The sequence below is a fragment of the Parafrankia sp. FMc2 genome, from assembly GCF_041008525.1.
In the GTDB taxonomy this organism is placed as follows: Bacteria; Actinomycetota; Actinomycetes; order Frankiales; family Frankiaceae; genus Parafrankia.
Map to the genome: position 1 here is coordinate 1 of NZ_JBFLUG010000126.1, position 21,464 is coordinate 21,464.

Annotated in this window: 17 protein-coding genes and 2 pseudogenes; 7 read left to right on the forward strand and 12 right to left on the reverse strand. The window is 73.3% G+C overall.

Annotated features, from left to right (window positions below; all coding sequences use genetic code 11):
- Nucleotides 1-314, reverse strand: a pseudogene (locus tag AB1460_RS28690) (hypothetical protein); the annotation flags it as partial.
- Between the two features lie 37 nt (nucleotides 315-351).
- Here AB1460_RS28690 and AB1460_RS28695 point away from each other — a divergent pair.
- Together AB1460_RS28695 and tatB are read left to right on the forward strand one after the other, a co-directional pair.
- Nucleotides 352-1,638, forward strand: a complete 1,287-nt coding sequence (locus tag AB1460_RS28695) for a S1C family serine protease (RefSeq protein WP_368965209.1) — start codon at nucleotides 352-354, stop codon at nucleotides 1,636-1,638.
- Between the two features lie 232 nt (nucleotides 1,639-1,870).
- Nucleotides 1,871-2,404: a Sec-independent protein translocase protein TatB gene (gene tatB, locus AB1460_RS28700; protein WP_368965224.1), complete on the forward strand. Its 534-nt coding sequence runs from the start codon at nucleotides 1,871-1,873 to the stop codon at nucleotides 2,402-2,404.
- Nucleotides 2,405-2,566: 162 nt separating this feature from the next.
- On the opposite strand, the gene AB1460_RS28705 is transcribed toward tatB, so the two are convergent.
- Nucleotides 2,567-3,712, reverse strand: a complete 1,146-nt coding sequence (locus AB1460_RS28705; RefSeq protein ID WP_368965210.1) for an Mrp/NBP35 family ATP-binding protein — start codon at nucleotides 3,710-3,712, stop codon at nucleotides 2,567-2,569.
- Between the two features lie 284 nt (nucleotides 3,713-3,996).
- On the opposite strand from AB1460_RS28705, the gene AB1460_RS28710 reads away from it, so the two are divergent.
- Nucleotides 3,997-4,461, forward strand: coding sequence for a MarR family winged helix-turn-helix transcriptional regulator (locus AB1460_RS28710; RefSeq protein ID WP_368965211.1), 465 nt, complete (start codon nucleotides 3,997-3,999; stop codon nucleotides 4,459-4,461).
- A 94-nt stretch (nucleotides 4,462-4,555) separates the two neighbouring features.
- Here AB1460_RS28710 and AB1460_RS28715 read toward each other — a convergent pair whose 3' ends face one another.
- The 4 genes from AB1460_RS28715 to AB1460_RS28730 all read right to left on the reverse strand — a co-directional run bounded on the left by AB1460_RS28715 (nucleotide 4,556) and on the right by AB1460_RS28730 (nucleotide 9,926).
- The gene (locus tag AB1460_RS28715; RefSeq protein WP_368965225.1) at nucleotides 4,556-5,350 is read right to left on the reverse strand and encodes a PHP domain-containing protein; all 795 of its coding nucleotides are present in this window, start codon (nucleotides 5,348-5,350) and stop codon (nucleotides 4,556-4,558) included.
- A gap of 122 nt (nucleotides 5,351-5,472) precedes the next feature.
- Nucleotides 5,473-5,898, reverse strand: a complete 426-nt coding sequence (locus AB1460_RS28720) for a hypothetical protein (RefSeq protein WP_368965212.1) — start codon at nucleotides 5,896-5,898, stop codon at nucleotides 5,473-5,475.
- A 29-nt stretch (nucleotides 5,899-5,927) separates the two neighbouring features.
- A complete protein-coding gene (locus tag AB1460_RS28725; protein WP_368965213.1) occupies nucleotides 5,928-8,522 on the reverse strand; it encodes an AAA family ATPase in 2,595 nt (864 codons plus the stop codon).
- Nucleotides 8,523-8,651: 129 nt separating this feature from the next.
- A complete protein-coding gene (locus tag AB1460_RS28730) occupies nucleotides 8,652-9,926 on the reverse strand; it encodes an HNH endonuclease signature motif containing protein (protein WP_368965214.1) in 1,275 nt (424 codons plus the stop codon).
- 237 nt (nucleotides 9,927-10,163) lie between these two features.
- Between AB1460_RS28730 and AB1460_RS28735 the strand changes: the two genes are divergently transcribed.
- A complete protein-coding gene (locus AB1460_RS28735; protein WP_368965215.1) occupies nucleotides 10,164-11,819 on the forward strand; it encodes an alkaline phosphatase D family protein in 1,656 nt (551 codons plus the stop codon).
- Between the two features lie 124 nt (nucleotides 11,820-11,943).
- Nucleotides 11,944-12,984, forward strand: a complete 1,041-nt coding sequence (locus AB1460_RS28740; protein ID WP_368965216.1) for a diacylglycerol/lipid kinase family protein — start codon at nucleotides 11,944-11,946, stop codon at nucleotides 12,982-12,984.
- 106 nt (nucleotides 12,985-13,090) lie between these two features.
- Here the strand turns inward: AB1460_RS28740 and ctaD are convergent, their stop codons facing one another.
- From ctaD to gabT, 4 genes are all read right to left on the reverse strand, one after another.
- The gene (ctaD, locus tag AB1460_RS28745; RefSeq protein WP_368965217.1) at nucleotides 13,091-14,791 is read right to left on the reverse strand and encodes a cytochrome c oxidase subunit I; all 1,701 of its coding nucleotides are present in this window, start codon (nucleotides 14,789-14,791) and stop codon (nucleotides 13,091-13,093) included.
- A 65-nt stretch (nucleotides 14,792-14,856) separates the two neighbouring features.
- Complete coding sequence (locus tag AB1460_RS28750) at nucleotides 14,857-15,486, reverse strand: DUF6758 family protein (RefSeq protein ID WP_368965218.1); 630 nt, start codon at nucleotides 15,484-15,486, stop codon at nucleotides 14,857-14,859.
- Nucleotides 15,483-15,614 (reverse strand): hypothetical protein, encoded by a 132-nt coding sequence (locus AB1460_RS28755; protein ID WP_368965219.1) that lies wholly within the window; start codon nucleotides 15,612-15,614, stop codon nucleotides 15,483-15,485. Before AB1460_RS28755 ends, AB1460_RS28750 begins: the two co-directional genes overlap by 4 nt.
- 154 nt (nucleotides 15,615-15,768) lie before the next feature.
- Nucleotides 15,769-17,184: a 4-aminobutyrate--2-oxoglutarate transaminase gene (gene gabT / locus AB1460_RS28760; protein ID WP_368965220.1), complete on the reverse strand. Its 1,416-nt coding sequence runs from the start codon at nucleotides 17,182-17,184 to the stop codon at nucleotides 15,769-15,771.
- Nucleotides 17,185-17,543: 359 nt separating this feature from the next.
- Between gabT and AB1460_RS28765 the strand changes: the two genes are divergently transcribed.
- Nucleotides 17,544-18,977 carry an aldehyde dehydrogenase family protein gene (locus tag AB1460_RS28765; RefSeq protein ID WP_368965221.1) on the forward strand — a complete coding sequence of 478 codons (1,434 nt, stop codon included), beginning with the start codon at nucleotides 17,544-17,546 and terminating at the stop codon, nucleotides 18,975-18,977.
- 38 nt (nucleotides 18,978-19,015) lie between these two features.
- On the opposite strand, the gene AB1460_RS28770 is transcribed toward AB1460_RS28765, so the two are convergent.
- Nucleotides 19,016-19,729 (reverse strand): suppressor of fused domain protein, encoded by a 714-nt coding sequence (locus AB1460_RS28770; protein WP_368965222.1) that lies wholly within the window; start codon nucleotides 19,727-19,729, stop codon nucleotides 19,016-19,018.
- A 63-nt stretch (nucleotides 19,730-19,792) separates the two neighbouring features.
- On the opposite strand from AB1460_RS28770, the gene AB1460_RS28775 reads away from it, so the two are divergent.
- Nucleotides 19,793-21,250, forward strand: coding sequence for a TerD family protein (locus AB1460_RS28775; protein WP_368965223.1), 1,458 nt, complete (start codon nucleotides 19,793-19,795; stop codon nucleotides 21,248-21,250).
- Between the two features lie 22 nt (nucleotides 21,251-21,272).
- On the opposite strand, the pseudogene AB1460_RS28780 reads toward AB1460_RS28775, so the two are convergent.
- Nucleotides 21,273-21,464: pseudogene (locus tag AB1460_RS28780) on the reverse strand (hypothetical protein); the annotation flags it as partial.

Below are 21,464 nucleotides of genomic sequence, written 5' to 3' on the forward strand. Positions count from 1 at the left end.
TAGCTGGAGACGTGGATAGGAGACAGGTCCACGGCATCGGCACCGGCGGCGGCCCCCCGCCCTGCCGTGGGGGCTTCCGGGAGCCCGCGTCCGTCGGGAACGCCAAGGGCGAGCGCACCGCGGGAGTCGGCGGCCACCGTCGCCGACCGGTCGACGACGGCGCGGGCGGTACCGGGTTCCCCCGGCCGGGCGGCCGGCCGGCCGACACCGGATCCCTTCGTGGATCTGGTCGCCCAGCGCCGGCCGCCGCGGCCGCCGACACCGCCGCCGTCCGAGCTGACGTCCCGATCGAGGAGCGGGGCCCGGTCCGACACCGGGCCGGTCAGTCTCCGGCGGGCGGCGGATTCCGCCGTGCCGTCGGGAGCAACCCAGGCCGCCCAGAGCGGACCGGATCTCCGGGCGGAGGCGGCGGCCAGGACCGCGGCGGCCGACGCGGTCGTCCGCGGCGCATCCGGCGCATCCGGCGCATCGGGCGCATCGGGCGCGTCCGGCGGATCCGGCGCGGGTGGACCTGCGGCGGAGACTCCCGCACGGCTCAGGGGCGGGCAGGGTCGGCGTGCCCTCGTGGTGACCGCGCTCATCGCAGGGCTGTGCGGCGGAGCGGTCGGCGGCTGGGTGACCAGTCTGCTGTCCGACCGGTCGGCTGGTGCTGCCGCGCCGACGGCACTGGCCGCCCCGGCCCCGACCGTTGTCGACCCCGGCTCGGTCGCCTCGGTGGTCGCCCGCGTGCTCCCGTCGGTGGTGACGATCGACGTCACCGCCGGCACCCAGGGCGGGAACGGCTCCGGTGTGATCATCCGGGCGGACGGCTACGTCCTCACCAACAACCATGTGATCGCTCCAGCGGCGAACGCGGCCGGCCAGGTCATGGTCACGACGACCGCCGGCGCCGAGCCGATCCTCGCCGAGATCGTCGGCCGGGACCCGCGTTCCGATCTGGCCGTGCTGCGGCTGCCCGGGGCGTCCGGGCTGCCCGTGGCGACCCTGGGCCGGTCAGGATCGCTCGTCGCCGGTGCTCCGGTGATCGCGATCGGGGCCCCGTTCGGCCTGGCCGGGACGGTGACGACCGGGATCGTCAGCGCGCTGGACCGCAACCCGACCGTGCCGGCGGAGGGCGGCGCTGCATCCGTCATCATCGGCGCGATCCAGATCGACGCGGCGATCAACCCGGGGAACTCGGGCGGCCCGCTGCTCGACGCGAAGGGGCAGGTCGTGGGCCTCAACACGGCGATCGCGACCGCTCCCGGAGCGGCAGGCCAGTCGGGCAGCGTGGGGGTCGGGTTCGCCATCCCGATCGACTACGCCTCGTCGGTCGCCGACGAGATCATCCGCACGGGGCGGGCCACCCATCCCTACCTCGGGGTGTCGGCGGCCACGGTCACAGCGGCCGAGGCCCGTGCGCGTGGCACCGTGCCGGGGGCCATCATCCGGGACATCGAGCCGACCGGGCCGGCCTCGTCGGCGGGCCTGATCCCCGGCGACATCGTCCTGCGGGTCGACGACCGGACGGTGACGAGCACTAACGATCTCAACGCGGCGACGCGCCTGCGCCGCATCGGTGACACGGTGACCGTCACCTTCTGGCGCAACGGCGCTCAGACCACCACCCGGGTGGTGCTGCAGGAGCAACCCGGGTAGTCCGGACGAGCGATTCCGGGTCTCGCCGGCCCGCACTGCTGGGTCTGTACTGCTGGGCCGCACTGCCCCGGCTGGCACGACAGTGGGGGCGGCGAGATCCGGGCAGGCGGGTGCCCCATGTCCGGAACGGTCCGGTACGTGCTGGTCGTGCCCGGATCGACCGGGAACAGGTCACCTGCTCGTCATGTCGGAGCCCTTCGCGCGCAACGACACTGGGGGTACTCTGACCGATGTGTTCAACGGCGTCGGATGGGGCGAGGTAGTTGTTCTGCTCCTGATCGGGTTGTTCGTTTTCGGACCCGACCGGCTGCCGAAGGCTGCCCGAGACGCCGGCCGCATGCTGCGCCAGTTCCGCCAGATGGCGAACGGGATGCGCAACGACCTGCGGTCGGAGCTGGGCCCCGAGCTGGCCGATCTCGACCTGCGGGATCTGCACCCCAAGACCTTCGTGCGCAAGCACCTGTTCGAAGGTGACGACGACCCGTTGCTCACGGGTTACCCGAGCAAGCGGGCCTCGTTCGAGTCACTGCTGGTCGGGGACGATCTGCCGGCGCCGCAGTCCCTCACCAAGGATCAGCCGCCGTCCCTCACCAAGGACCACCTGCCGTCGGGCCCCTCGGAGCCGGCCCCGATGGCGAAGTCCGACCCGCACCTGTCACTGACCAAGCCCGCTTCGCCCGGGCGCGCCGTCGCCACGGGCAACGCACCGGCGGCCCGGCCAGAGCCGCTCGCGAGTCCGGCGCCGTTCGACTCGGACGCCACCTAGCAGCTCGCTCGCGGCAGCCCGGTCACGAGCGCCTGCCACGCGACGCGACGCGCGTCACGCACGGCATCTCATCACAGCAGCACAGCAGAAAGGGCGGGCCTCTTCGGAGGCCCGCCCTTTCTGCTGTGTGCCGGGTCCCCGGCTGTGTGGCGCGTGCCGGTGTCAGACGCGGCCGGCGGGGCTGATCCCGAGCGAACGGCCGGAAAGCCCACGGGAGCGGAAGGTGAGCCGTTCGGCGACGGCGCGCAGTGCCTTCCCGGCCTCGGAGTCAGGCTCGGAGAGGACCAGCGGGAGGCCGTTGTCGCCGCCTTCGCGCAGCCGGACGTCCACCGGGATCTGGGCGAGCAGCGGCACGTCGTGGCCGAGGACCCGGGTCAGCCGCTCGGCGACGACCGCGCCGCCGCCCTCACCGAACACGTCGACCCGCTCGCCGCAGTGCGGGCAGGGCATGTAGGCCATGTTCTCGACCACACCGACAACGTTCTGGTGGGTCTGCACCGCGATGGTGCCCGCCCGCTCCGCCACCTCGGTGGCCGCGAGCTGCGGTGTGGTGACGAGCAGCAGCTCGGATGTCGGCACCAGCTGGGCCAGCGAGATGGCGATGTCGCCGGTGCCGGGCGGCAGGTCGAGGAGCAGGACGTCGAGGTCACCCCAGAAGACGTCGGAGAGGAACTGCTCCAGGGCGCGGTGCAGCATGGGCCCGCGCCAGGTGACCGGCTCGTTGCCACGGGTGAACATTCCGGTGGAGATGACCCGCACCCCGTGCGCCTGCGGCGGCATGATCATTTTTTCGACCTGGGTGGGCGGGCGGTCGATGCCGAGCATGCGGGGGATGGAATGGCCGTAGATGTCGGCGTCGAGGACACCGACGGACAACCCCGAGCGGGCCATCGCCGCGGCCAGGTTCACGGTGACCGAGGACTTTCCGACACCGCCCTTCCCGCTGGCGATGCCGTACACGCGGGTCATGGAACCCGGCTGGGCAAAGGGGACGACCCGCTGCGCGGTACCGCCCCGCAGCTTCTCGTGCAGGGCTGTCCGCTGCTCGGCGGTCATTACTCCCAGCGCCACCCGGACATCCCGCACGCCGTCGACAGCGCTGACGGCGCGACTGACGCGGGACGTGATCTCATCGCGCATCGGGCAGCCGGAGACGGTCAGCAGAACGGCCACGTCGACGGATCCGTCATCGCGGACGTGGACCGACTCCACCATGTCCAGGTCGGTGATCGGCCGCCCGATCTCCGGGTCCAGCACTGTCGCGAGGGCGGTCTGGATGGCGTCGGACGAAGGCAGGGCTGGTGACAAGGGAAACCTCGGTCGCGGGTCGACATCCACGGTCGGGTCACGACCACGGATGTTGCATAGCGGGGGCTCGGAACGGGCCTGTGGACGGGATCGCTGGGTAGATCGCGGGTTCGCTGTGTAGATCGCATGTCGCGGCCGCGCGGTGGATGCTTACCGGGCGCGACCCTGTCCACGATAGCCCGCCGCCGGGTTGCCGGGCCGGCCCGGCGGTGGGGGTCACGGCCGCCCCGGGCGGCCTCGGTGGCCGGCGGCGCGACCGTTTCGCGCGACGTACTCTGATCCACATGGCGCGGGAGATGGTGGACGCGCGGGGAATGCGCGCCTGGCGGCAGCTGCTCCGGGCACATGCGCACGTGACCCGCCTGCTGGAGGCCGAGCTCGACGCGGCGCACCGTCTGCCGCTCGCCTTCTACGACGTGCTCGTGCAGCTGTCCGAGGCACCCGGTCACCAGCTGCGGATGAGTGAGCTCGCCCACAAGGTGCTGCTCTCCCGCAGCGGGCTGACCCGGCTGGTTGACCGGATGGAGCGGGAGGGCCTGGTCGAGCGCCGTTCCTGCCCGTCGGACGCGCGGGGCACCCTGGCCACGCTGACCGACGCGGGGCTCTCCCGGCTGCGGGATGCCTCCGGCACCCACCTGCGGGGGGTCGCGCGCCACGTCCTGAGCCACTTCACCCCGGAGGAGCAGGACATCATCGCGGAGCTCCTCGGGCGCCTCGGCGACCCGGAGATCGCCCCGGCCGTCCACTGACCACAGCTCACGCCGAACCATCGGGCCCACACCGACCCACTGGATCTCCTGGCGGCGGTGATCCCGGCGGTGGCAGAGCCTGGCCTCGGGGCCGCTACCCGCTGATGGGTGCGGCGCCGCTCGCCCGGTCGACCAGCGCCTCGTAGGACGTCCGCGCCGTCGTCTCCGAGCCGAGCACCCGGCGGTCACCAGGGCCGTGGAAGTCGCTGGCCCCGGTGACCACCAGGCCGAGCTCGGCGGCCAGCACCCGCAGCCGGTCCCGGTCGGGTGGCTGGTGGTCAGGGTGGTCGACCTCCACGCCGGTCAGGCCGGCGCGGGCCATGTCCGTGATGACCTCCGGGCCGACGGTCTCCCCGCGGGCGCTGGCGAACGGGTGGGCGAACACGCTGACGCCGCCCGCGTCCCGGATGAGCCGCAGTGTCTCCCCGACGTCCGGCTGCGTCTTGGGAAGCCAGAACCGCCCGCCGGCACCGATCCAGTCGTGGGTGAACGCGTCGCGCACTGTCGGGACAAGGCCCGCGTCGACCAGGGCCGCTGCCACGTGCGGACGGCCGACCGTTCCGCCGGCGAGTTCCCGGACCCGTTCCCAGCGCAGCGGGTGGCCGGCGGCAGCGATGCCCTCGACCATCCGCCGGGCGTGGCTGGCCCGTTCGTCCCGCAGGCGGGCGCGGACGGCGGCGAACCGGGGCTCGGCCCGGTCGAACAGGTAGGCGAGCACGTGCAGGGACACCTTCCGGCCACGGATCGCGACCGAGCAGGAGATCTCGGCGCCGGGCAGCAGGGTGAGCCCGGGCGGCAGGGCTGCCGCGGCCCGGTCGATGCCGGCCGTGGTGTCGTGATCGGTGAGCGCGAGGACGTCGAGGCCGGCGTCCGCGGCGTGCCGGACCAGTTCCTCCGGAGTGAGCGAGCCATCCGAGGCCGTCGAGTGCGTGTGCAGGTCGATACGCGGGTGCGGGCCGATGGTCAGAGGGACCTCCTTGGCGCGACCTCCTTGATCCCAACCGACTCACACTATCCGCTTGGTCGAAGTCCGTTCGGCGGTGTTCCGTCCGGCGTTCTGTCCGGCGTTCCGTTCGGCGGTGCTGGCTCCGGCTCGATCAGCCTCGGCAGCAGCGCGCACAGGTCCTGGTGCCAGCGGCGCAGCTCGGCGGCGGTCGGTGCCAGCTCGTAGGCGTGCAGGTGACCGGCCCTGGACAGCGCGTACCAGGCACTGCCGACCTCGTCCGCCGCCGCGCCGTCCACGAAGGCCGGCAGGAGCAACAGCTGCGCGCGCATCGGCAGCCGCATCAGCTCCGGGCGGCCGTGGGCCCGCCACACCTCGTCCACGGCCTGCTCGACGGCGAGCCGCAGCAGCCAGGCACAGATGCGGGGCCACGACCCGCGCAGGTCGGTGGCATCCCCGCCGCGCAGCAGCCGGTCCGCCTGCGCGAGCGGCACCTCCGGATCCAGCCGCGGCCCGGGGCGGCTCATGCGAGCGAGCGGAAGTGGTCCGCCAGCCGGGCGGTGTTGCGGATCAGCCCGGAGAGGTTACCGCCGTAGCCGACGTGCACCCCGTCGCGCAGCGCACGAAAGGTGTCCGCCGCCCACGGTGCGTGCCCGTCCAGCTGGCGCAGCACCAGCCGCGCCCGGCGGGCGTCGTCGAACAGCGCGAGTGCCGCCTTCTCGGTCACCGAGTGCGCCGAAGTCAGCGCCGCCTCGACGTCCGCGTGCCGCGCCCCCGCGGCCAGCCGGCGGCGCCGGACTGTCTCGTTGCACGCCGTCTCGACCGCCGTCCGGCACATCGCCGGGACCAGCATGACCGCCATGTCGCGCGGCAGGCTGGCGGTGCGGACGAGGGCGCGCGCATCGGCGAGGTGCCGCTCGACCGGGTCGAGGTTCTCGCGCAGCTCGACCCGTGATCCCTCCCGGCGCACCAGATCGAGCACCGTGGCCGGCAGCCGCATCCGCCGGACGGCGTCCGCGAGCCGGTCGTCGTGGGTGAAGACGACGACCTGGCGGGTCTCGGCCACCTGGGCGAGCACCCGGGCCAGCCCGTCCACTTTCGCCGGGTCCATCGACTGGACCGGGTCGTCGATGACGAGGAACCGGAACGGGCTCGCCTCGCTCGTCGCCCGCGGGAGGAACAGCGCCAGGCCGAGAGCGTGCAGCTCCCCCTGGCTCATCACGCCGAGAGCGGTGCTGTCCACTCCGTCGACGGTGACGTCGAGATCGACCCGGCGCTGGTTCGCGCTGCCGGTGAGCCGTACCGGGCCGAGATCGACGTTGCTCTCCTGGCGCAGCAGCGACCAGATGCCGGCCGACTGCTCCGCGAACGGCCGGATCCGCTCGTCGCGCAGCTCCTGGGCAGCCCCGCGGAACCATTCCAGGGCACGTCGGACGTCCGCCAGCGGCTGTACGTCGGCCTCGGCCCGGCGCGCCGCCGAGACCCAGGCGGTGACCCGCGCGGCCAGTGGCAGCCACGCTGCGTCCGCCAGGTCGAGGGCCTTCGCCGCGGCGGTGGCCAGCTCCTCGACCGCCTCGCGCAGCGGTGGGTAGGCGGCCGCGAGCCCGCCCGCGACCGTGACCGGGTCGGTCAGCAGCCGCAGCGCGGCCCAACGTTCCCAGGCCGTTTCCGCCGCACCGACCGGTATGGAGCAGCTCCCCGCCGGCGCGGTGGCCAGCACGCCGGGCTCCGGGTTGAGCGGCGCGCCGGACACCGGGGTGATCAGGGCGGCGGGCACCGGGGCGACCAGCAGACGGACCTCGGCGAGGGCACGCACCAGCCCCTCCCGCACGGCGGCCAGCGGCGCGGCCCGCTCCCGTAGGAGGGCCAGCTCCGCGGTGGCCGCGCGTGACCACGCCTCGTCCAGCTGCCCGGTGCCGCACACCGGGCAGGGTCGCTCCGCCGCCGCGCCGGCGTCCGCGTGGGCGTCCGCGCGGGCGTCGGAGTGCTGCTCGTGGTGGTCGACTGCCGCGGCGAGCAGGGTGGCGAGCCGGGCCGCGTCGCCGATCGTGGTCCCGAGCAGCCCGGCCTCCTCAGCCGCCAGCTCGCGCAGCCGGGCGGCCAGGACCGCGACCTCGCCAGACGCCGGTACGCGCAGCGCGGCCAGGGCCGTGAGCCGGGCGTGGTGCTGGAGCTGCCTGGTCACTGCCTGGCCCGGGGGGACCGCGGGACCCGGGGCAGGGGGTGGCTGGGCGGCGAGCGCCCATGCGCGGTCCAGGTCGAGGTGGGCTGGGTCGCCGAGGGCGTCGGCCACCTGCGCTGCGCGGGGGTCGCCGCTCGCCCGCAGCGCCGCCAGCAGCGGCGGGTGCTCCTCCCACAGCCGGCGGGCGGCCTCGGTGAGCCTGCCGCGGGCCGCGGTGAGCGTACGGGCGACATCCGCGACCGCGTCGAGGCCGAGGATCGCGTGCAGCGCGTCGAACATGGCACTTGGCCGGCCGCCGAGCAGGTCACTCAGCTCCGCGTAGGACAGAAACGGCCGGTGGGTGGAGAACGCCGCCTCCCAGCCCGACGTCGACAGCTGACCGCCGCCCGCCGTGGCCGCCGCACCGTGACCTTCGGCCAGGCCGTCGCCGTCCTGCCAGCTGCGGGTGACGGTGACCGGACCGGCGATCCCCTCGACCGTGCAGGTGATCTCGATACGGACCGTCCCGCCGCTGTGCAGGTTGCGCCAGCCGCCGCGCCACACCGCCGCCCGCTGGGACCAGCGGCGGCCCTCGCCGGTCAGCGCGATCTCGGCTGCCTCCGCGAAGCTGGACTTGCCCGAACCGTTGCGCCCGGTGACGAGCGTGAGCCCCGGGCCGGGGCGGAGCCGCAGGGTCACCCACGGGCCGATGCCACGGAACCCCTCGACACTGACCGCCCGCAGGTACACCGCCGCTTCGGAGGTGAGCCGCTCGGTGCCGCGGCCGGCGTCCAGGTCGTCACCCGGGCTGGCGTCACCCGGGTTGGCGTCACCTGCTCCCTGCCGGCCCACTGCGGGCGCCTCGAGGGCGGCCAGGATCAGGTCGCTGACCCGGATGGGCAGGTCGCTGTGCACCAGCTGCGCGGCGATCAGGTCCCGGAGACGGTCGCGAGGCATCCTGGTTCTTCCGGTTCGGCGGCGGACCCGCGAAATCCTAGACGAGTGGGCCATATCCCTCGGTGGCGCCGGGTCCGTCTCGCCGAAGCTCGCGATCCCACCACCGCGCCGCTCGTCGCCGCCTGCTCGTTACTGGGACATGCCCCAGTCGGTCGCGGGGAGCTGTTCCTCGCCGGTGAGGTAGTTGTGCGGGTAGGTGACGGTGGTGGCGCCGGATGGTGCGGTCCACTCGAACACGCCGGGGCGGGGCTGGCGGACCTTCCACAGCCGGCCCGGCTGGTGCCGCATCCGATGATGTCGCTTGCAGCAGGGGCCAAGATTCGTGGTCAGAGTGGGCCCGCCGTCGGCGTAGGGGACGGTGTGGTCGGTTTCGGTGCGTACCGCGGGGCGGGTGCAGGTCGGATGGGTGCACTGCCGGTTCCGGGCCCGCACATGTCGCACCTGCGCCGGGCTGGGGAGCCGTCGGTCGGCGACTTCGAGCAGCGCTCCCTGGGGGTCGGTGAGCAGCCGCCGCCAGGTTGATCCTGGCCGCATCGCGATCTCTCGCGCGACCGCGGCGGGCAGCGGGCCGTAGCCGGCAAGCTCGCCCGGCTCCTGGCCGAGGCCGAGTAGCGTCGTGACGGGTACGACAACCTGGATATCGCAGCCGATCGGCGTGGCATGCTCGGCGCGGCCCATCACGATGTCGACCAGAACATCCGCGCGGATCTGGTCGAGGGTGCGACTGTCATCGTCGGCGCGGTCGCGGGCGATGCCCTCGGCGAGGGCGCAGATCCGCCGGTAGCAGGCTTCTGCCTGGTCGGAGGGTAGCCGCGCGGCGAGGGTGCTGACCGCGTCGTCCTCCGGCTCGATCCACACCCCGCGTTCCTTCTTCCGTTCCTCCGCGCGGCGTTCAGCGCCGGCGGGATCCAGCCGCAGGACGGCGCAGCGCGCCGCGGCGGCGTAGGCGGCGCGGTGTCTGCGTCGACCCCGCTCCAGCATCCATGCCTCGAACGCGGCGGCGGTGTCGTCGTCGAGCGGGCTGATGGAATGTTCGAGGGTGTGGAGCCGGGGCAGGTCGATCTCGCCGGCTTCCAAGGCGTCCAACGCACGCGGGAGACGCCGTGCCACGGTTTTGGCGAAGTGCATCTGGTTCCGGGCGGAGCTACCGGACACGGCGAGGATGGTCGCGACCTCCTCCGGGGCGTAGTCGGAGAAGATCCCGGCCGGGTCGCCTTCCCGAGGCGCCTGCAGGGCGGCGGCTTCGGCGAGGGCACGCAGCATTCGGGCCTGGCTGGCCGCGACCTGTCGGGCGGTGTCGCCCACCGCGGCGAGGCGGGCGTTCAGCTGGTCCGTGAACAGGTCCATCGGATCCACCACCAGGTGACCGCCCTGGGCGTGGGACTGGCTGTCGATGTGGGGCACGGAGTACTCCGTCCGGGGCAGGGGCGGGAACGACCGCTATTGATCTCGAACTCATGTTCGATGCTAGGCGGCGTCTGCGATGCTCGGCCGGCGTGCGCGTGTGAGGCCACGCGGAGCACCGCACGCCCTTGACGGCCCTCGGGAACGGCACTGTCAACGCCTGGGAGGACGGCCTGGTCGGTCCGGTTGGCGGTTGGTCGTCCGCCGTTCATCCCACTGTGGTGTCATCAGCCGGTGATGCGGGACGAGGGTTTGTTCGCGGTCGCGCGACCGGGCCGGCGAGCGGTTCTGGCAGGTGGCGTCGGCGCCCTCGTGGCTGCCGCGGTCGGAGGATGCGGGGGCGGGTCCGGGTCGGCGCCGACCCCTGCGCCGACGATGCGCGCGCCCACCCCGATTCCCGGGATCCGGGACGGGGTGTTCTCCCTCGGGGTCGCCAGCGGTGACCCGCTGCCCGACGGGGTGATCCTGTGGACCCGGCTGGCGCCCGAGCCGACGTCCGGCGGCGGCATGCCGCTGCGTGATGTCGAGGTCGACTGGCAGGTCGCCCGGGACGAGCGGTTCTCCGACGTGGTCCGCGGCGGCACCCAGCTCGCCACCGCCTCGTTCGCGCACTCGGTGCACGTGGACGTCCGCGGCCTGGAGTCCGGGCGGGACTACTTCTACCGGTTCCGGGCGGGGGACGTCCTGAGCCCGGTCGGGTGGACCCGGACCGCGGCCGCTCCCGGGGCCGCCGGCGGGCGGCTCTCGTTCGCGCTCGCCAGCTGCCAGGACTTCCAGAACGGCTACTGGCCGGCCTTCGACGCCATTGCCGGCGACCGCCCGGACTTCGTTCTCCACGTGGGGGACTACATCTACGAGTACGACCCGGAAAGCGCCTACCCGGACCGCCGTCACACCACCCCCGAGACCCCCGGTCTCGACCAGCTCCAGACCCTTGCCGACTACCGGAACCGGTACGGGCAGTACAAGTCCGACCCCGCGCTGCAGGCGGCCCACCTCGCCGCGCCCTGGGTCGTGACCTGGGACGACCACGAGACCGAGAACAACTACGCCGGTCTGGTGGACGAGGCCGGCGACACCGGTGACCGCCGCCAGGACGAGGCGACCTTCGCCCGGCAGCGGGCGGCGGCCTACCAGGCGTACTACGAGCACATGCCGATCCGGGCCGAGCTCGACCCGGGGTCGCCGGACCTGCGCATCTACCGCCGCCTGACGTTCGGCGACCTGCTGACCCTCAACGTCATGGACACCCGCCAGTACCGGACGCCGCTGCCCGGCTCGCCCGCGGACGGCATCGGCGCCGTCCGGCAGGGCCGGGACAACTCCGGCGGGACGATGTCCGGTGCGGCCCAGGAAGCGTGGCTCGTCGACGGGCTGCGGACGTCCCGCTCGCGCTGGAACGTGATCGCCCAGCAGACGATGATGGCCCAGCTGCACGGCCAGCTGAACGGCAGCGAGACGCTCACCAACCTGGACCAGGCCGACGGCTACCTCCCGTACCGCACGCGGATCCTCTCGGCGGTGCGTGACAGCCGGGTCGCGAACCCGGTGGTGCTCGCGGGGGACATCCACTGCGCGTGGGTGAACGACCTGCGGGTCGACTTCGACCGGCCGGAGACGCCGGTGATCGCGACCGAGTTCGTCTGCACCTCGGTCAGCTCGGGGTTCTTCCTGATCAGCGAGGACTTCGTCCGGGAGAACAACGCGCGGCTCAACCCGCACGTGCGCTACTTCCGCGGGGACCGGCGGGGCTACACCCGGATCACGGTGAGCGACGACGAGTGGCGCTCGGACATGCGCGTCGTCGAGACCATCGAGCGGCGGGACGCCCCGACGTCCACCGACGAGACCTGGGTCGTCGAGGCCGGCACCCCCGGAGCGACCAGGGCCTAGAGCGCTGACCGTTCGCCGTTCGCCGTTCGCCGTTCGTCGGGCCGAGCCGGGCCGGGCCGGGCCGGCGGGACCGGCCGGATGTGACGGATCCCCGTGAGCGGGCGAGTCGGTCGTAGGCTGTGCGTTGATCGACTCACTGGTGGTGCGGGAGGGGCAGATGGCCGGCGTGGATGACGTGCCCGAGGTGATCGGGGTCGCGCAGGCGCCCCGCGGTGGCCAGGCCTCTGCCACCGGCGCCGTGCCGGCGTCGGCCGCGCCTGCGGTGGCAGACGCCGCGGTCGACCGCTCCCGGCTGACCATCGTGGTGAACCCGAAGGCGGGCGGTGGGCGGGCGGCCAAGGTGCTCGACGACGTCCGAGCCGCGCTGGCGCGCTGGGCCGACGACGTCACCGTGGAGACCACACAAAGCCTCGAACACGCCGACGAGCTCGCCCGCGCGGCCGTGGCCGGCGGCCGGGTGACGGTCGCGCTCGGCGGCGACGGCCTCGCCGGCCGGGTCGCGGGCGCCGTCGCCCGGGCGGGGGGTGTGCTCGCGATCCTGCCCGGCGGGCGGGGCAACGACTTCGCGCGCGGCCTCGGGATTCCGCGCGATCCGGCGCTCGCCGCGACGGCGCTTGTTGCCGCGGTGGAGCGCCGGGTGGACCTGCCGGAGGCGAACGGAGTGCCGTTCCTGGGGATCGCCAGCCTCGGGTTCGACTCCGACGTCCAGGTGATCGCGAACCGGACGACCTGGCTTTCCGGTCAGAGCGTGTACACCTATGCGGTGCTGCGGGCGCTCGCGGCATGGAGGCCCGCCCGGTTCACCGTGACGATCGACGACGAGGCACCGCGGGAGCACGCGGGCTGGACAGTGGGCGCGGCGAACGCCGCATACTACGGCGGCGGGATGAAGTTCGCCCCGGACGCCGACATCGCCGACGGCCTGCTGGAGATCGTGCTGGTCGCGAGGACGGGTCGGCTGACGTTCCTGCGGCTGTTCCCGCGGATCTTCTCCGGGCGCCACGTCGAGGTGCCCTACGTGCAGGTCAGCCGGGCCCGGCGGCTCGTCGTCAACGCCGACCGGCCGTTCCAGGTGTACGCCGACGGCGACCCCGTCGCCGACCTGCCCGCCGAGATCGTCGTCCGGCCGGGCGCGCTGCGCCTGCTGGTGCCACCGCAGCCCTGAGCGCGCCTGGCCCTGGCTGGCCCTGAGTGCCCGGCAAGCCGTACCCAAGGGTCGAGGTCGAGGTCAGGGCCAGGGCCAGGGGTGGAGGGCCCTGGCGGCCGCTCGTTCAGCGGAGCTCGGGGGTCGCGTGGTAGTCAGCCGTGCCGGCGACCTCCGGATAGTGCAGGTCGAAGGCGGGCCGCTCCGAGCGGATGCGGGGCAGCCGGTGGAAGTTGTGCCGCGGCGGCGGGCTGGACGTCGCCCACTCCAGCGAGTTGCCGTAGCCCCACGGGTCGTCGACGAGGGCGAGCCGGCCGTGCCGGTAGGACCGCCACACGTTGTACATGAACGGCAGTGTCGAGACACCGAGCAGGAAACTGCCCGCGGTGGACACCGTGTTCCAGCTGGTGAACCCGTCGTTCGGCCCGTAGTCCGCGTAACGGCGGGGCATGCCCTGCATTCCGAGGTAGTGCTGGACGAGGAAGGTCAGGTGGAAGCCCACGAAGACCGTCCAGAAATGGATCTTCCCGAGGTTCTCGTCCATGAAGCGGCCGGTGAGCTTCGGGAACCAGAAGTAGGTGCCGGCGAACGCGGCGAAGACGACCGTTCCGAACACCACGTAGTGGAAGTGGGCGACCACGAAGTAGCTGTCGCTGACGTGGAAGTCGATGGGCGGGCTGGCGAGCAGCACGCCGGTGAGGCCGCCGAGCAGGAAGGTGACGAGGAACCCGATACAGAAGAGCATGGGGGTCTCGAAGCTGAGGTTGCCGCGCCACATCGTGCCGATCCAGTTGAAGAACTTGATGCCGGTCGGCACGGCGATCAGGAACGACATGATGGCGAAGAACGGCAGCAGCACCGCGCCGGTGACGAACATGTGGTGCGCCCACACCACGACGGACAGGACGCCGATGGCGATCGTGGCGAACACCAGGCCCTTGTAACCGAAGATCGGTTTTCGGGAGAAGACCGGGATGATCTCGCTGATGATGCCGAAGAACGGCAGCGCGATGATGTAGACCTCAGGATGCCCGAAGAACCAGAACAGATGCTGCCAGAGGATCGCCCCGCCGTTCTCGGCGTCGAAGACGTGGGCGCCGAAGCGGCGGTCGGCCTCCAGCGCGAGCAGGGCCCCGGCGAGCACCGGGAACGCGACGATCACCAGGATGGACGTCACCAGGAACGTCCAGCAGAAGATCGGCAGACGGAACATCGTCATGCCGGGCGCGCGCAGGGTCAACACCGTCGTGATCATGTTGACCCCGCCGAGGATCGTGCCCAGGCCGGACACGGACAGGCCCATGACCCACAGATCCGCCCCGGCGCCGGGGCTGTACATCTCGCTGTTCAGCGGCGCGTAGGCGAACCAGCCGAAGGCGGCGGCGCCGTCCGGGGTGAGGAAGCCGGCCACCACGGTGAGGGAGCCGAACAGGAAGAACCAGTACGACATCGCGTTCAGCCGGGGGAAGGCGACGTCGGGCGAGCCGATCTGCAGCGGAATGAGGAAGTTCGCGAAGGCGAACGCGAGCGGCGTCGCGAACATCAGCAGCATCAGCGTGCCGTGCATCGTGAACAGCTGGTTGTACTGCTCGTTCGAGAAGTACTGCAGCCCGGGCCTGGCCAGCTCGGCACGCATCATCATCGCCAGCACGCCGGCGAAGACGAAGAACCCGAACGAGGTCACCGCGTACATGACGGCGATGTCTTTGTGCGAGGTCGTGCGCAGGTATCCGAGCAGGGAGACACGTGGACGCGTGTGCCCCGTTTCGCCGTGTTCGGCGGCGCCGGGCCGGGTGTCGGGGCCGGGTGGTTCGCGTAGAAGAGTCACTCCGGGCTCCCGGCTCTGGCACGGCGAACGGGCGGGCGGCAGAATACTAGCGCGCCGGAGCCGGATCAGGGTGCGGACAGATGAGAACCCGTGGCGCCGAACAGCAGGTGGTCGACAAGCCTCGGGTCGTCGCGCATGTCCTCTATCACCAGGTGTTCGAGCAGAATCAGCGCCGCGTCGGCCGGCCAGAGCACACACCACAGCCAGACACCCAGCGCCTCTCCGACGAAGGCCGCGCGGTCCGGGGGAGTGGCGAGGGGCCAGAGTGCCGTCGGGTGCCCGGCGGCCTCCACCTTCGCCTCGGGCCTCTGCTCGAGACGGTCCGGGTCGGCGAGCGGAAGGCCGGCCAGCCGGCTGCCCAGGCCGACCCGTGGCGCCTCGGCGACCAGCACCATCTCGGCGGGGCCGCCGACCGGCGACGGGCCGCTCACCGAGAGTGCGGCGGCGTGTGCCCCGGTGCGCTCGTCACCGGCCCAGCCGACTCCGCTGACGAACCAGTGGACGGGCATCGGCGAGGGCAGCCACACCGGCACCCGGCTGGTCCGCCCCAGCGAGCGGAGCACCTGCTCGCGGGAGGAGTGCGCCTCGTGGAAGGGCTCGACGTCGCCGTGCCGGGCGCAGCGCCACCGGTCGCTCCACACATTCGGCGGGTCGAGGTCGCTCAGGCAGGCCGGGCACACCGGCGGGGCGGTCACCGCGCACCCCGCCGCGGCGCGCTGGCGGGGACGTCTACGGACAGGAGCGCGTCGACGGGCAGGAGCGCGTCGACGGGCAGGAGCGCGTCGACAGGCAGAAGCGCGTCAACTGACAGAACGGGAACCACGGGCATCCTCCGCCTCCATGTACAGGTGGGCGGGGGTTTGATGCCCGCCGAGGCGGGTTCCGACTCCTTGCGCGCGGGACTTGTCCACCTCGGCGCCAGATGTCGGACGGGCCCGTGACTCTGCGGCGCGGCGTCGGTCAGGTGCCGTGGCGGTTCAGGTGCCGTAACGGTGGCACGCGATGTCGGCGACGACCTCCTCCAGGACGTCCAGGCCCTCGACAAGCAGGTGTTCCGGGATGACGAGCGGGGGGAGCAGACGCAGCACGTTCCCCCAGGTACCGGCGGTGAGCAGGACCAGGCCGCGTCGGTGTGCCTCGGCTGCGCAGGCCGCCGTCACCGCCCGGTCGGGCCGGGGCGCCGCCTGCCCGGCGGGGGGTGGCTCGTCGGCGACGAGCTCGAGCGCGAGCATCGCCCCGCGGCCGCGGGCGTCCCCGACAAAGGGGTACCGGCCCCGCAGCGCCCGCAGCCGCGGCATCGCGATCCGTTCGATCAGGCGGGCGCGGGCGGCGAGGTCCTCGCGCTCCAGCGTGGCGATCGCGCCGAGCGCGGCGGCGCAGGAGAGGGGGTTGCCGCCGTAGGTCCCGCCCAGGCCGCCGACCTGCGGCGCGTCCATCACCTCGGCGCGACCGGTGACGGCGGCGAGCGGCAGGCCGCCAGCGATGCCCTTCCCGGTGACGATCAGGTCGGGCACGACCTCCTCGTGCTCGCAGGCGAACAGGTGGCCGGTGCGGCCGAACCCGGTCTGCACCTCGTCGGCGACGAGGACGATCCCCGCCGAGGCGCAGAACTCCGCGAGTGCCGGCAGGAAGCCGGCGCCGGGGACGATGAACCCGCCCTCGCCCTGGATCGGCTCGATGACGACGGCCGCGACGTTCTCCGCGCCGATCTCCGCGCGGATCGCGTCGATCACCTGCTCGGCGGCCTGCTGGCCGCAGCCCTCCGGACCGCCGGGCCAGCGGTACGGGTAGGCCATCGGCATCCGGTAGATCTCCGGTGCGAACGGACCGAAGCCTGTCTTGTAGGGCGTCGACCTCGCGGTCAGGGCCATCGTGAGATTGGTGCGGCCGTGGTAGGCGTGCGCGAACGCCACGACGGCGGATCGCCCGGTGTACGCGCGGGCGATCTTCACCGCGTTCTCGACCGCCTCGGCACCCGAGTTGAACAGCACGGAGCGCTTCTCGTGCCCGCCTGGCGTCAGCCGCGCGAGTTCCTCACAGACGGCGACGTACCCCTCGTAGGGGGTCACCATGAAGCAGGTGTGGGTGAAGCGGCGGGCCTGGTCGGTGACGTTGTGGACCACACTGTTGGCGCTGTTGCCGACGTTGGTCACCGCGATGCCGGAGCCGAAGTCGATCAGCGAGTTGCCGTCGACGTCCACCAGCACGCCGCCGCCGGCGGCCGCCACGTAGACGGGAAGCGTCTCGCTGACGCCGCGGGCCACCGCCTGCGAGCGGCGCCGGGCCAGCGCGGTCGAGCCCGGCCCCGGGACAGCTGTGATCAGCCGCCGGACCTGTGGCAGCCACGGGCCGCCGTGTGTCGGCCGCAGGGCCGTGTCCGTCCCACTCCGCACGGGGCCCTCCTCCTGGCGGCTCAGTCCGGCGGTGCCGGCTGTGCCTGCTGCCTGTCTCGGACCGACGCCCACTCCGAAGCGGAGTCGATCGCGTGCAGAGTGTAAGTGGTCGGCTGGTGGACGTGCCGAGCAGCGGTTCCAGGGGCTCCCGACGCGCCCGTGAACTGCGACCCCACACACCGCCCACCCGCTGTGGCCGGTGTGTGGGAGTTGGAGTCCCATCGATCGCGAGGAGGAAGATGTCAGGTGTTGTCGCGCGGATTCCGACGGGTGGGGAATCCGCCACGTCCGGCGATGGTGTCCGGCCGGGTCCCCGCGCGTCCGCCCGTCCCTGGTGGTGAGGAGAAGGTGGTCGTGTCATGACCGGGTTCTGGGTGGCCGGGCGGCGGCGCGGGTCCGCGGAGACCTTCGAGGTGCGCAGCCCGTTCGACGGCCGGCTGGTCGCGACGGTGGCGCGCCCGGCGGAGTCCGACGTCGAGGACGCCCTGGCCGCGGCAGCCGGCGCCGCGCGCGCCTGCGCGGCGCTGCCCGCCCACGTGCGGGCCGGCGCGCTGAGCAGCGTCTCTCGGGAGATCGCCCGCCGCGGGGACGAGATCGCCGCCCTCATCACCAGCGAGTCCGGGAAGCCGATCACGTGGGCGCGGGCCGAGGTCGCCCGGGCGTCGTCGACCTTCCGTTGGGGGGCGGAGGAGGCCCGCCGCTTCGCCGGAGAGGTCGACCGGCTCGACACCGACCCGACCGGTGAGGGACGTATCGCCCTCACCCGGCGCTTCCCGATCGGGCCGGTGCTGGGCATCGCGCCGTTCAGCTTCCCGTTGCACCTCGTCGCGCACAAGGTCGCGCCCGCCATCGCCGCGGGCGCGCCGATCGTCGTGAAGCCCGCGCCGCGCACCCCGCTGTCCGCCCTGCTGCTCGGTGAGCTGCTCGCCGGGACCGACCTGCCGGAAGGGTCCTGGTCGGTCCTGCCCGTCAGCGACGACCAGATGCCCGCCCTGGTGGCCGACCCGCGGCTGCCGGTGGTGTCGTTCACCGGGTCGGCGCGGGTCGGCTGGGCGATCCGGGACGCCGTCCCGCGCAAGCACGTCGTCCTTGAGCTCGGCGGGAACGCGGCCGTGCTGGTCGCGGCGGACTACTCGAGCCCGGCGGACCTGCGGCACGCAGCGCGGCGGATCGCCCTGTTCTCGAACTACCAGGCCGGCCAGTCGTGCATCGCCGTGCAGCGGGTGTTCGTCGACCGCAGCCTGTACGAGCCGGTCCGGGACGAGATCGTCGCCGCCGTCGCCGAGCTGCGCGGCGGCGACCCCGCCGATCCCGCCACCGACGTCGGCCCACTGATCGACGCGGCCGCCGCGGAGCGGGTCGGGGCCTGGGTGCGGGAGGCGGTGGCGCGCGGTGCCACCGTGCTGTGCGGCGGCATCGCGAAGGGCACCGCCTTCGCGCCGACCGTGCTGACCGGCGTGCCGCGTGACGCGACCGTGGCCAGCGAGGAGGTGTTCGGGCCGGTGCTCGTGCTCGAGCCCGTCGACGGCCTGGACGACGGGCTGGCCCGGGTCAACGACAGCTCCTACGGCCTGCAGGCCGGCGTCTTCACCCACGACCTCGGGACCGCCTTCCGCGCCCACCGGGCGCTGGACGTCGGTGGCGTGATCATCGGGGACGTCCCCTCCTACCGCGCCGACCAGATGCCCTACGGCGGCGTCAAGGGCTCCGGGCTGGGCCGGGAGGGTGTCGGCGCCGCGATGGCGGATCTGACGGTGGAACGGGTGATGGTGCTCGCCGGCGTCGAGCTCTGACCGCCCCGCGGCCCTCGCCGCTGCAGGGCCCACGGCGGTCAGCTCAGCGGGGCCTCCGCCCGGTCGGGGTCGCGCAGGTCGGTGCCGACGTCCAGCCAGCGTTGGTGCATCGCGGTGGCGCCGTGCACGCGCTTGTACGCCGCCTCGTTCGGGGTCATCGGGAGCAGTGGCAGGAAGTGGACCGGAGCCGGCCCGGAGGCCGCCGAGCCTGGGGCCGCCGAGCCTGGGGCCGCGGGGCCGGAGCCGTTGCCGGCCGCGTCCGGACGAGCTGACGCGAGCGGCAGGTCGGGCACCAGGCCGCCGGGCTCGCCGACCAGAACGGCGGTGAAGCGGGCGCCCTCCCACAACGGCTCGCCGAGGTCGAGACCGGCGCCGGCGACCACCGGCCGGCCCTCGACCACCGGCACCGAGGCGAGGACGGCCAGCGCCCGCGCCGCGCCGTCCCGCCGGCCGCGCAGCGACAGGACGAGCTCGGCCCGTGGTCCGGCGGGGTCGCGCACGGTGGCCTCGGCGGGCGTCATCGGCTCCCGCGCCATCCCGAGGGTCACATAGCGGACCACGCCATCGGGGTCCGGGCCGAAGCGGAGCACCTCGATCGGGTCCGCCCCGAGGAAGGTGAGGCTCGCCCGCCCGCTGTCCGGGCCGAACCAGCCGACGAGGTGCCCCTCGACGCGCCGCAGGACGTCGCCGCCACTGGGCGGGTGCCCCGCGCGGTCAGGGCTGTCATGCTCCGGATCGTCGGTTGCGCTCATAGCGGTCGATCGTAGGATCGCGACGCCGCACCTGTTCGTTGTGACGGCGGATGGGAGGGTCAGATGGCACAGATGCTCAGCAAGGGCGCGAACGCCGCACTGCCGACGACCGACGTGCGGGTCGAGGTCTCCTCGTCGACCCCGCTGGACATTGCCGCGCTGCTGGTCACTCCGTCCGGCAAGGTGCGCGATGACGCCGACTTCGTCTTCTTCAACCAGCCGGCCGGGCCCGGGGTGCGTCTCGCGCCGCCGTCCGCGCTGGAGTTCACGCTCACCGCGGTGCCGTCCGACATCGACAAGGTGGTCGTGACCGGCAGCCTGGACGGGAGCGGCCCGCTGACGTTCGCCGGCGTCCGTGGTCTCGCGGTGGCCGTCCGGGACGGCCGCGGCCAGGAGATCGCCCGCTTCGACCCCGCCGGCCTCAGCACCGAGACGGCGCTGGTGCTCGTCGAGCTGTATCGCCGCGCCGGGTCCTGGAAGGTCCGCGCCGTCGGGCAGGGGTACGCGTCCGGGCTCGCGGGCATCGCCACCGACTTCGGGATCGCCGTCGACGACCCGGGCACCGCCGGCAGCGGCTCCCCGCAGTCAGGCCCGCCGCCGGTCCCGTCCGCGCCACCCGCGGCGCCGCCGCCCGTCCCGTCGCACTACGACGCCCCGACCCAGGTCGTGCAGCCGCCGCCCGGTGGTCAGCAGTGGGGTCCGCCGCCTCCGCCGCCCGGTGGGGGCCAGCAGTGGGGCCCGCCGCCGGCGCCGCCGGCAGGGCAGCCGTGGGGCCCGCCCGCGGGTCAGCAGTGGGGTCCGCCGCCGCCGGCTCCCGGCCAGTGGGGCCCGCCGCCCGCGGGGCCGCCCGGTGGTCAGCAGTGGGGTCCGCCGCCTCCGCCGCCCGGGGGGGGCCAGCAGTGGGGCGCGCCCGTCGGCGGGCCGCCGCCCGGCGCCGCCGGCCGGATCAACCTCGACAAGGGCCGGGTCTCGCTGCGCAAGGGCCAGAGCGTGTCGCTGGTCAAGACCGGCGCCCCGCCCCTGGTCCGGGTCCGGATGGGTCTCGGCTGGGATCCCGCGCAGCACGGGAAGTCCATCGACCTCGACGCGTCGTGCATCCTGTTCGACCAGCGCGGCAAGGACGTCGACAAGGTCTGGTTCATGTCGAAGAAGGGCGCCCGCGGCGCCGTCCGCCACTCCGGGGACAACCTCACCGGCAGGGGCGACGGCGACGACGAGACCATCTTCGTCGACCTGGGCGCGCTGCCGCCCACCGTCGTGAGCCTGATCTTCACCGTGAACAGCTTCCAGGGGCAGTCGTTCACCGACATCCGCAACGCCTTCTGCCGGCTGATCGACGACCAGACCGGCCAGGAGCTGGTGCGGTTCGACCTGTCCGAGTCGAAGCCGGCGACGGGCCTGGTGATGTGCCGGCTGCAACGGGAGCCTGGGGCGCCCACCTGGGCGATGACCGCGATCGGCGAGTTCCACGACGGGCGCACCGTGCGCGCGATGGTCGGCCCGGCCAAGCAGTACCTCTAGTACTCCAGCCCGACTTTTGTGATCAGTTGAGTTGGAGTGCTGCGGCTTGGCGGCGATAGTGGCTGGCTTGTGCGCGTGCCTGGTGGCGGCGGCGCCACCGGGACCAGGCCAGCACGAAGCCGGCGGACGGGTCGGGTCGGGGTAGCGCGATCTGGGTGATGAGGTGGCGGACCTCGTTGATGGTGAGGGGGATGAGCCCGTCGGCGGGTTCGGT

What these genes read in the sequence shown, in the direction of transcription:
- AB1460_RS28710 (WP_368965211.1), top strand. Translation starts at nt 3,997, where the DNA reads ATGGCGCGGGAGATGGTGGACGCGCGGGGAATGCGCGCCTGGCGGCAG.
- AB1460_RS28725 (WP_368965213.1), bottom strand. Translation starts at nt 8,522, where the DNA reads ATGCCTCGCGACCGTCTCCGGGACCTGATCGCCGCGCAGCTGGTGCAC.
- AB1460_RS28735 (WP_368965215.1), top strand. Translation starts at nt 10,164, where the DNA reads ATGCGGGACGAGGGTTTGTTCGCGGTCGCGCGACCGGGCCGGCGAGCG.
- AB1460_RS28765 (WP_368965221.1), top strand. Translation starts at nt 17,544, where the DNA reads ATGACCGGGTTCTGGGTGGCCGGGCGGCGGCGCGGGTCCGCGGAGACC.
- AB1460_RS28770 (WP_368965222.1), bottom strand. Translation starts at nt 19,729, where the DNA reads ATGAGCGCAACCGACGATCCGGAGCATGACAGCCCTGACCGCGCGGGG.
- AB1460_RS28775 (WP_368965223.1), top strand. Translation starts at nt 19,793, where the DNA reads ATGGCACAGATGCTCAGCAAGGGCGCGAACGCCGCACTGCCGACGACC.